General features: G+C 44.8%; 9 protein-coding genes and 2 pseudogenes. 4 read left to right on the top strand and 7 right to left on the bottom strand.

The features are described from left to right. Window positions 1–158: pseudogene (locus tag ACLFWI_RS21440) on the top strand (transcriptional regulator); the annotation flags it as partial. Window positions 159–175: 17 nt separating this feature from the next. Next, entirely contained in the window at window positions 176–319 is a 144-nt protein-coding gene (locus tag ACLFWI_RS21435) for a hypothetical protein (protein ID WP_446414603.1), read from the top strand. A gap of 169 nt (window positions 320–488) precedes the next feature. On the opposite strand, the gene ACLFWI_RS21430 is transcribed toward ACLFWI_RS21435, so the two are convergent. From ACLFWI_RS21430 to ACLFWI_RS21420, 3 genes are all read right to left on the bottom strand, one after another. Continuing rightward, entirely contained in the window at window positions 489–1382 is an 894-nt protein-coding gene (locus ACLFWI_RS21430) for a hypothetical protein (protein ID WP_446414602.1), read from the bottom strand. 361 nt (window positions 1383–1743) lie between these two features. Further along, the gene (locus ACLFWI_RS21425; RefSeq protein WP_446414601.1) at window positions 1744–3054 is read right to left on the bottom strand and encodes a glutamate-cysteine ligase family protein; all 1311 of its coding nucleotides are present in this window, start codon (window positions 3052–3054) and stop codon (window positions 1744–1746) included. 148 nt (window positions 3055–3202) lie between these two features. Next, window positions 3203–4486 carry a valine--pyruvate transaminase gene (locus ACLFWI_RS21420; RefSeq protein ID WP_446414605.1) on the bottom strand — a complete coding sequence of 428 codons (1284 nt, stop codon included), beginning with the start codon at window positions 4484–4486 and terminating at the stop codon, window positions 3203–3205. 194 nt (window positions 4487–4680) lie between these two features. Between ACLFWI_RS21420 and recR the strand changes: the two are divergent. After that, a pseudogene (gene recR, locus ACLFWI_RS21415) lies at window positions 4681–5271 on the top strand (recombination mediator RecR); the annotation flags it as partial. Between the two features lie 196 nt (window positions 5272–5467). On the opposite strand, the gene ACLFWI_RS21410 reads toward recR, so the two are convergent. After that, window positions 5468–6355: an ABC transporter ATP-binding protein gene (locus ACLFWI_RS21410; RefSeq protein WP_446414604.1), complete on the bottom strand. Its 888-nt coding sequence runs from the start codon at window positions 6353–6355 to the stop codon at window positions 5468–5470. A gap of 244 nt (window positions 6356–6599) precedes the next feature. Here ACLFWI_RS21410 and ACLFWI_RS21405 point away from each other — a divergent pair, with 244 nt between their 5' ends. Next, window positions 6600–7019: a transposase family protein gene (locus ACLFWI_RS21405; protein WP_446414600.1), complete on the top strand. Its 420-nt coding sequence runs from the start codon at window positions 6600–6602 to the stop codon at window positions 7017–7019. A 453-nt stretch (window positions 7020–7472) separates the two neighbouring features. Here the strand turns inward: ACLFWI_RS21405 and ACLFWI_RS21400 are convergent, their stop codons facing one another. The 3 genes from ACLFWI_RS21400 to ACLFWI_RS21390 form a co-directional block, all read right to left on the bottom strand. Next, on the bottom strand, window positions 7473–7745 hold the full coding sequence (locus ACLFWI_RS21400) for a cupin domain-containing protein (protein WP_446414599.1): 273 nt from the start codon (window positions 7743–7745) through the stop codon (window positions 7473–7475). Between the two features lie 204 nt (window positions 7746–7949). Next, window positions 7950–8264, bottom strand: coding sequence for a YkvA family protein (locus ACLFWI_RS21395; RefSeq protein ID WP_446414598.1), 315 nt, complete (start codon window positions 8262–8264; stop codon window positions 7950–7952). Window positions 8265–8422: 158 nt separating this feature from the next. Beyond that, window positions 8423–8738, bottom strand: a 316-nt coding sequence (locus tag ACLFWI_RS21390; protein ID WP_446414597.1) for a WD40 repeat domain-containing protein, incomplete at its 5' end; no start/stop codon positions are given.

Genomic DNA, 8738 nt, shown 5'->3' with positions numbered 1-8738 from the left:
AAGAAATCCCCCAACGTACTGATAGGATGCCAGTCCACTACCAACATCTTGCCATTGAAGCATTTGATCAGGGGCTAATTACTGAAGGGCGCTTCGCCAATTTTCTCAATGTTGATCGCCTTGAAGCCCGTCGCCTTGCCGAAGTATTGCGAGAGTAAGCTGTCATGCCTTTAAATTGGATATTAGTAGCGAGCAAGATGCTCGCTCTACGGCAAGGCTTTCGCCGTTATTGATATTAAGGTTTAAATGCCGAACAGCTTATTCCAGTGGAATGGTGGAGGAAGCGACTGATTTGGATTTACGCCAAGGGCAGGAATGAAATTCTATAATCCCGATCTATTGCTAAGCTGTTATTCATTTAAACCTGAATGTCAGAAACTGAAAAACCATTGTAATGCGTTTAGCGAAGCCATGCCGCAGGCTTTGCATCTTGCTCCCTACCCATTCCCAATTTAAATGCGTGACAGCTTACTACCCTAACTGGACGTCTAAGAATACCGGATTTGCAGCAGTAGTCTATCTGCTTTAACGGGGGAAATGACTCGGTGGATGCAGGAAGGATCTTGAACAAAACCAAATCCACTTTCTCCTTCAATGATCAGTTTATTTTCTTGTCCGTAATAATTAAGCACAGCATTGTCGGACTGACGACCCGCAGAAAAAGTCATGTAAAGCGGCTTTTTATGATGAGAGCCTTTAATCATAACATGAGCGCCCGAATCAGCATTCACATCGGTGATATAAAAATAGGCAGTCATGAAGTTGTACCCAGCGATATCATAGTGAAAATTTGTGGGTGGATAACTCTGTCTAATTTCTGACTCGGACAGATCGGAAACTAAACTCCAAGTCAGATGCTGGGTAATTTGGTTGGGCCAATACCCCAGATAGTTCTTAACGATTTGCAACAGCAGAGGATCTTGGGTAATTTTTTGAATGGCTTCACAATCCATTACATCACGCACCAAGGCACGCAGTACTGGATGCTCACCTCGCCTGCGACCATTTCTAATTACCTCTTCGATGAAAAACTCGTCGTCAGACTCAGGTTCAATACAAGCTGTTTGAATGGCATATTGATAGATTTCTTTTACCATTGACGGCGATAAATGCAGACCAAATCCTACTCCTTCATGACAGAGTTGTTGGACACATCTATCTAGGGAAACACCGTCAAACATTGAATCGGAAGCAATCTTCAGGCGTTTTTTATAGAAATCGGGATTTCGGCGCTGTCGCCTAGCTTGGAGAAGACTATATATTCTCCGACAGATGAGGAAACGACCAAACCGCTGTGTAAAGTCTCCTTGGGTTAACCGCTTGATCGGGTTTGAGGCTGAACTTAAGCGTCCTTTTGAACGTTCTAATGTGATACTTTTCATGACAATTCTCAAGACACTTGGCTACATCTACTACTCTCATCATTACTTTTGGGGATCAGGAGTGTCACACCCAGTTTGAGATCAGTAATTTACGCCGCGAAACTGATCCGTTATTTCTTTTAGGGAGAATTGTACTGGCGATATCCAAGAGGGTGGCGGAATAGATTTGACGGTTCAATCGAAGCTAAAACAAGCCAAGAACTCAAGTTCTTGGCTTATAGCTAAAGTCCATTAAAATGGACTAATACCAAATTCGGGTTAGCTACCCCCCTTATAACCTAGTCCGCGCAGGCGGACTTTGTTTGTGTAGCAGCGATTTCAATCGCCGTGGCTCAAGTTCTTTGCTAATACCAAATTCGGGTTAGCTTTGTTTGTGTAGATTTTGTGAAAACGATGAAACCTGGGCTTCCAACTCATCGCACGCTTCACGCACCAACCGCAACCCTTCCTCTTTTTCTAGTTGAGCGCCTGCGGGAACAAACTCTTGCATAATTTCCGCCTCTGTTGTTTGATATTCACCCCAATCTGATTTCAACTTTTCTAGGTAATTAATTCCCTCACTACCATCTTGAATCGCAAACTCTAAAATAGAATCCAGATAAGCCGTAACCTTAGAACTCCTCACTCCCTCCGTCACAGCGGCAAATAACAATTCACCATTGAGATAGTCAAAGTCTGGTACAACTAGCCAATCACCGCGTAACTCAAAGGTATGAACGCCTTGAGCAGGTCTAACCCTTATTCCTTCCTGTCTGACTCGCTTAGCTGCATTGTAAGCTAATCTCATAATTGTGAAAATTACGTCTGGATAATTACTATCAATTCCTCGCAATTCGACGGTTCCCAATGCATTGAGTCGCACCGGATTCCAACCGGATTTAAGTAAATTTCCGCCGCCTTCAGTAAACAACTTCCGCTCAACTCCAGCATTATCCATCGCGGTTAGCCATGCATAATAGCGTTCAAATTGCAACTCAACTAAATGTTCCACAGAATCCGCATACGGCATTAAACCGCCGACAGATTGTAAGTTAGTATAAACGCCTTCCCAGCCAAATCGGTCACTCCCGCGATAGCGGACAATGTGATAGGCTAATCCCGTGGCTTCTCCTTCATAAAAGGGACAGGCGCGTCCCAAGGCGATGAGGGCGGAATCTAAGGCTGTGGCTAAATTATAAATATTAATCAGTTCTTCGCGTTCGGCGGCGCTGCTGTTGTAAGAGACACCAACACGGGAATCAATCACTCCTGGCGGTACTTCTAAATGGATATGGGTTCCTGTACATTTACCCGCATTCAAAAATCGGTCATAGCCAACGGTGCGAACTTGGACATGATAGCTTAATTTATCCCGAATGACGGGAATTAAATGTAAGGGATAACTGGATAGGGGATAAAGCCGCAAATGCATCTTTTTCGCCACCTGTAATCCGAGTTGTAAGTTTTTTAGATAGGCTGTGGCTAATTCGGTGGGCGTATGGGCGGGAGGGGTATTGATTTCGATCATTCCCTTCACCCATTCCGGCATAAAGTAATCGGGATTTAAACCAATGGCTTCGGCTTCTTGACGACAATTTTGCAAGAATTCATCGGCACGATTGGAAAATTTTCCTGTTTCGTCTACGAGGAAAAATTCTTGTTCTAAACCGATGCGACGCTGGGCTAGTTTCATAGTGTTAACGGTTGCTTAGTGTTATAGCGGTTTGCAGTCAGATCCCCGACTTCTTAGAGAAGTCGGGGATCTTGGGTATCGTTGGGCAGATATGTTATTATCAATGGCGAAACGACATACCCTAAACCCGCCCCTACTTTCCTCACAATCAAACCTCCACCACGGCTTGCTGATATACCTGTTGTGTCACCTGAACTAACCGTTGCATGGCGGTTTCTAATTCGCGATCGCTGGCGGTTAAACTAATCCGAATACACTGATGCTGGTGTTCCCAGGTGTCCCGTAATCCAGGAAAGAAGGTGTTTCCGGGAACCACGATTACCCCCACCTGCTTTAACTGTTGATAAAACTCCCAATCAGTTATCGGTAAATCCTTGAACCACAACCAGGCAAAAATAGCGCCTTCACCGCGATGTAAAAACCACGGTAAATCTTTGGGCATAAATTGGTTCAGCGCTGTTTCTAATACGGTAAACTTGTGCTGATAATAGGGACGAATTACATTAACGGAAATCTCAGCCAATGCGCCAGAATTAATCGCCTGTGCAGCGATTGCTTGTCCGTAACGGGAGGAATGGATGCAGAGATTCGTCTGAAAGGATTCTAAAATGCCAATCATATCCGGATCACCAATAGCGACGCCAATCCGTTCTCCGGGTAGTCCGGCTTTGGATAAACTCAAACAATGGATTATATTATCACCAAAGATGGGCGTCATTTCGGTAAAGTTTAATGCCGGAAATGGGGGGGCATAGGCGGAGTCAATGAATACTGGGATATGATTAGGTGCAGCGAGTTCGGCAATTTTTAGCACCTCGTTATCGGTGAGAACATTCCCTGTGGGATTACAGGGGCGAGAAAATATGACACATCCGGTATCTTGGGTAATTTTCAATTGACTGAAGTCGGGACGATATTTGTAGCGATGCGCCGCTTCATCAATATCCAGGCTGGGTTTGTAGGTGATTAGGGCTTCTGGGGTTAAGCTGACACCACCATACCCGGTATAATCGGGACTCAGGGGGAGAACGATTTGTTTTAACTCCCCGGCTTGGGTATAACCGCCAAAGGCATTTGCGCCATAGAAGTAAATGGATTGAGAACCGGGAGTAATTAAGATATTCCGTTGAGTTAGGCTTAAGCCATAACGCTGATTGAAATCTTGTGCGATCGCGTCAATCAAGGGCTGGTATCCTTGAGATGACCCATAACGGCAAACTACCTCTCCGTAGTCGGGACTAGCCAAGAGTTGGGCGGTACAGTCTCGCCACAGTTGTTCCACCTCTGGCAAAATTACCGGATTTCCCGCACTAAGATTAATGAACTCCTGTCCCTGACCTAATCGTAACGTTTCAATAATATCCTTCATAATAGCCCGGACGCCCGTCAGGTTGGACATCTGAGTACCAAATTGAGTGAGAGACGGTTCCATCATGCGCGATCGCTCTTATCACAGAGGTTAACTTACTTTGCCGCGAATTGAGTCAAATTTGCTGATTCGCTGGGGGCTTTACTTATTTAACCGCAAATTTCCCAACCCGACTCCCCTCGTTGCCCGTCCTTTTCTCAACTGGAGAGCGTACTATAGGTAAGGTAAACGCATAGACTGGGAGAACAACCACGGCTTACACACGCCCCCTCGCTCGACTGATCGAGCAACTACAACGCTTACCTGGAGTCGGTCCCAAAACCGCTCAACGATTGGCATTACATATTATTAAGCGCTCAGAGGATGAAGTCAAAGCCCTGGCGCAGGCTTTAGTTGAGGCGAAAAAGCAAATTGGCTTATGTCAGGTTTGCTTTCACTTGTCGGCTGAATCGGTTTGTGATATCTGTCGTAACCCGAATCGGGATAAAACAACGCTTTGTGTGGTGGCGGATTCCCGTGATGTGATTGCGTTGGAGAAAACACGGGAGTATCGGGGGAATTATCATGTTCTTGGTGGGGTGATTTCTCCCATGGATGGAATTGGACCGGAACAATTGCACGTTGAACAACTGGTGCGCCGCGTTAGCCAGCAAAAGATTCAAGAGGTAATTTTAGCGATTAGTCCGAGTGTGGAAGGGGAGACGACGACGCTGTATGTTGGTCAACTGTTGAAACCGTTTACAAAGGTGACTCGCATTGCTTTTGGTTTACCCATGGGTGGGGATTTAGAATATGCGGATGAGGTGACATTAGCACGGGCGTTGGAAGGGCGGCGAGAGTTGGATTAGTTATTTGTTATTTGTCATTTGTCATTTGTCATTTGTCATTTGTCATTTGTCATTTGTCATTTGTTGATTGGTAATCCTCTTCCCCAGCTCCCAGACGCGCCATAGCACGTCTCTACATCAAGACGCGCCATGGCACGTCTCTACATCACTCCCCCAGCTTCCCCGCTGCCTTCCGCCCTTTGCATGCCAAGATCCTTCATCGAGTCACTTCGATATAAATATGCTCTAAGCGTACAGGTTGGCGAGTAATTGAATCTAGGGAAATGCCCTCAAATCGCTCAATTATTTCTTTTAAATCTAACGCTTCGGGTAACCAAAAGGCTAAATCATTCCCGTAGCGTCGATGGGTGAAACCGAGTTCTGTCGCCCGCGCGATCGCACGTTCCTCTTCTTGTGTTTGTATTATCACAATCTCTTGGGCGGGAATCCTTTGGCGCAGGGTATCTAAACTCCCTTCGGCGACAATTTGTCCGCCTTTGAGAATGCCAATCCGCTGACACAGGCGTTCGGCTTCGTCTAATAAATGAGTAGTTAACAAAATTGTTAATCCTTGACGTTGGAGACGACGAATCAAGTCCCAAACTTCATACCGGGCTTCGATATCTAAACCTGTTGTGGGTTCGTCTAAAATGACCAGTTTCGGCTGATGAACTAGGGCGACGGCTATATTTAAGCGTCGCTGCATTCCGCCACTTAAGGTTTCAACGGGACTTTGGGCGCGATCGCATAGGTTAACGGCGTCTAAACAGGTGTGAACTTGTTGTTGTCGTTGTCGCTTGCTTAAGCCATAGATGCGGGCAAAAAAATGCAGGTTTTCGGCACAGGTTAAGGTTTTATAGAGTAAGTTTTCCTGGGGGGCAATTCCGATTAGGGTTTTGGTGGCATCGGAGACGGGTTGGTGATTAATGGTGATTGTGCCACTGTCGGCTTTGAGTAAGTTACAGATACTATTAATTGTGGTGGTTTTTCCGGCACCATTGGGTCCAAGTAATCCGTAAATTTCTCCGGGGTGGATATGTAAGGTGAGATTTTGTAGAACGTGGCGATCGCCGTAGGATTTACAGAGGTTTTCGATATGCAGCACAATGGGGAACGGGGAATAGGGAACAGGGAACGGGGAATAGGGAACAGCGCACGTTGGTAAAGGGCGCACGTCAGTCATTGGTGTCAACTTAAAACTTTGTATAACTAACGCTCAAAGTTTAGATCCCCCTAAATCCCCCTTCAAAAGCAGGGGGTTTTCAAAGTCCGGGGGAATCTTTAAAAGAAAAGTGAACTTTTCCCGGTAAAATTAAGAAAAGCTCACTTTTTTCAATTTCAAAAAAATCATGCTTACTAGCATAATTGAAGAATTCAAAAAAGTCAAGGATTTTCGCAACAAGCGAGGCAAACGGCACGAATTATGGGTAGTTTTATCTATTATTTTTTTGGGTCTGATGACGGGGAATGTCAATTATAAGCAGATCGCAAGATTTAGCCATGACCAAAAAGAAACCCTAATACAATGGCTAGGAATATGTCCAGAAAAATTACCATCTTATAGTACAATAAGAAGAGTGATGATCGGCATTGAAACCCTAGAGATAAAAGCCATATTTGAAAATTTTGTCGAGCAACATTATTGGAAAAAAGAGGGGACGGATTGGATTGCTATTGATGGAAAAACTTTGAAAAATACTTTAACCAATTATGAAATTGTCAAAACGTTAAAAGACAAGCCAAACCTGGAAATGACGAATCGGCAATAGATTCAGGTTTTTTGTAGCTATGAATTAAGCAAATAGTTGAGCTTAAAAATATTTTTGAATAGAGAGAGTTAAACCGGGCAAAAAAAACGGTTTTGATCAGCAAATATTTTGCTTTTATTGTGGTATATTTTTTGAAAATGAAAACCCCCTGCTTTCAAAGGGGGGCAAGGGGGGATGGAAAAAAGGTTAGGGAATGAGGGTGAAATTTTGAGTTTTCACGGCATATATATAATTTTGACCTAACGCGCTGAAGAGTCTGGTATGGCACATAAATGTGTAGGGGCGGGTTTTACTACTCTCTTTGCGGTTGCACCCAGATGTGACTAAACCCGCCCCGATTCGTCGGTTTCGTGAGTGTATTTGACAAGTCAGATTACCGTGAGGGTACACAACCAAAAAGGTTACCACTATCGGTTTTCACCTTAAGTAAAACCAAAGCTTCATACATTTCCCCTACCCTCGCTTATAACCGTAGTACCAACGACTCGTCCTATTCCCCACATTTTTTACCGTATGAGATTCTTTTGCCGGAATCAGCACTTCCTCTCCGACTTGGGGACGAAATGTTTTCCCTTGAAACGATAACTCAATGTCCCCTTCCAAAAGCATCACCAGTTCATCCGTATCGTGGACATAATCTGCCCACACCTGTCCCGGCGAATCTATCCAAATCCCACAACTAAAGCCTCGGTTTTGCCAGTCGTTTTTAACGGTAGAATAGTCCATGGTGAACTGAAACAGCTAAAATTGTCGAATAGATTGAGTTCTTAGTAGGGAACCTTAGCCCTCTCAAGCTAGGCGTTAAAGCACTAAAGTGCTTACTACAAACAAAGGTTTATTTTAGTTGTGCCAAGCCAGTAGGTTGGGTTGACGCAAGGAAACCCAACAGAATCTAGGGTTAGCATCCCTTACTACAAGCCGGACACGTCTCTACAGGATTGGCTCTTCCACAGAGACAGATTTCACATCTACCGTCGTTTCTGGTGTGGTACTGGTTTCTTCGGTGACGATTCCCGCTTGGCGAGATTTAGCCAAATCAATCAACCACTGCGACATCTCAGACACCAGCAGCGTCAGCACGACAACATCATCAATTTGCCCGACAATCGGAATCAAATCTGGGGCGATATCAATGGGACTAAACACGTAAAGGAGAGTCCCTAAGACTATCCACCAACGGTATTTAGGATTGCGAACCGCGTTACGATACCAGTTATAAATGGATTGGATTGAAAAATTATTCATCAGTTTTCCCCGACAGCTACCTTTCATCTTGCCAAATTCATCCCGGAACCTCTATGGGGATAACCCATCCGTTCAGGTGCAGAACTTACACCTGCTGACGTGAGGGGGAGAGTTTGATGGGACTGGGATTTGCTGGGGATGAGGGGAATCGCGCTTTGTTACTGTTTAACCTCATCACACAGAAACTTATCGCTATCTGGAGCGTTGTACTTCAAATAATCCCCAACCCAAGCACAAGCTCTGTGCATGAGTGCATCTAGGGTTAAATCCTCTAAATTCCACAGCTTCACTGTTTTATAATTACTAGCAGAAGCAATCGTCTTTCCATCTGGGCTGAACACTACGCTCCAGACTGTTTCTTCATGACCAGAAAGGGTGTGGAGAAGTTCACCTTCTCGATTCCACAACCTGAGTGTTCCATCCCCACTAGCAGAAGCAATCGTCTTTCCATCTGGGCTGAACACTACGCTATAG

This window comes from Coleofasciculus sp. (assembly GCF_046539235.1).
Classification (GTDB): domain Bacteria; phylum Cyanobacteriota; class Cyanobacteriia; order Cyanobacteriales; family Coleofasciculaceae; genus Coleofasciculus.
The sequence above is the reverse complement of the archived record's forward strand: the minus strand, read 5'-3'. Positions and strand labels throughout refer to the sequence as shown.

Excerpts from the sequence above, each read along its gene's own strand:
- ACLFWI_RS21430 (WP_446414602.1), bottom strand. The coding sequence starts at position 1,382 with ATGAAAAGTATCACATTAGAACGTTCAAAAGGACGCTTAAGTTCAGCC.
- ACLFWI_RS21420 (WP_446414605.1), bottom strand. The coding sequence starts at position 4,486 with ATGGAACCGTCTCTCACTCAATTTGGTACTCAGATGTCCAACCTGACG.
- ACLFWI_RS21400 (WP_446414599.1), bottom strand. The coding sequence starts at position 7,745 with ATGGACTATTCTACCGTTAAAAACGACTGGCAAAACCGAGGCTTTAGT.
- ACLFWI_RS21425 (WP_446414601.1), bottom strand. The coding sequence starts at position 3,054 with ATGAAACTAGCCCAGCGTCGCATCGGTTTAGAACAAGAATTTTTCCTC.
- ACLFWI_RS21395 (WP_446414598.1), bottom strand. The coding sequence starts at position 8,264 with ATGAATAATTTTTCAATCCAATCCATTTATAACTGGTATCGTAACGCG.
- ACLFWI_RS21405 (WP_446414600.1), top strand. The coding sequence starts at position 6,600 with ATGCTTACTAGCATAATTGAAGAATTCAAAAAAGTCAAGGATTTTCGC.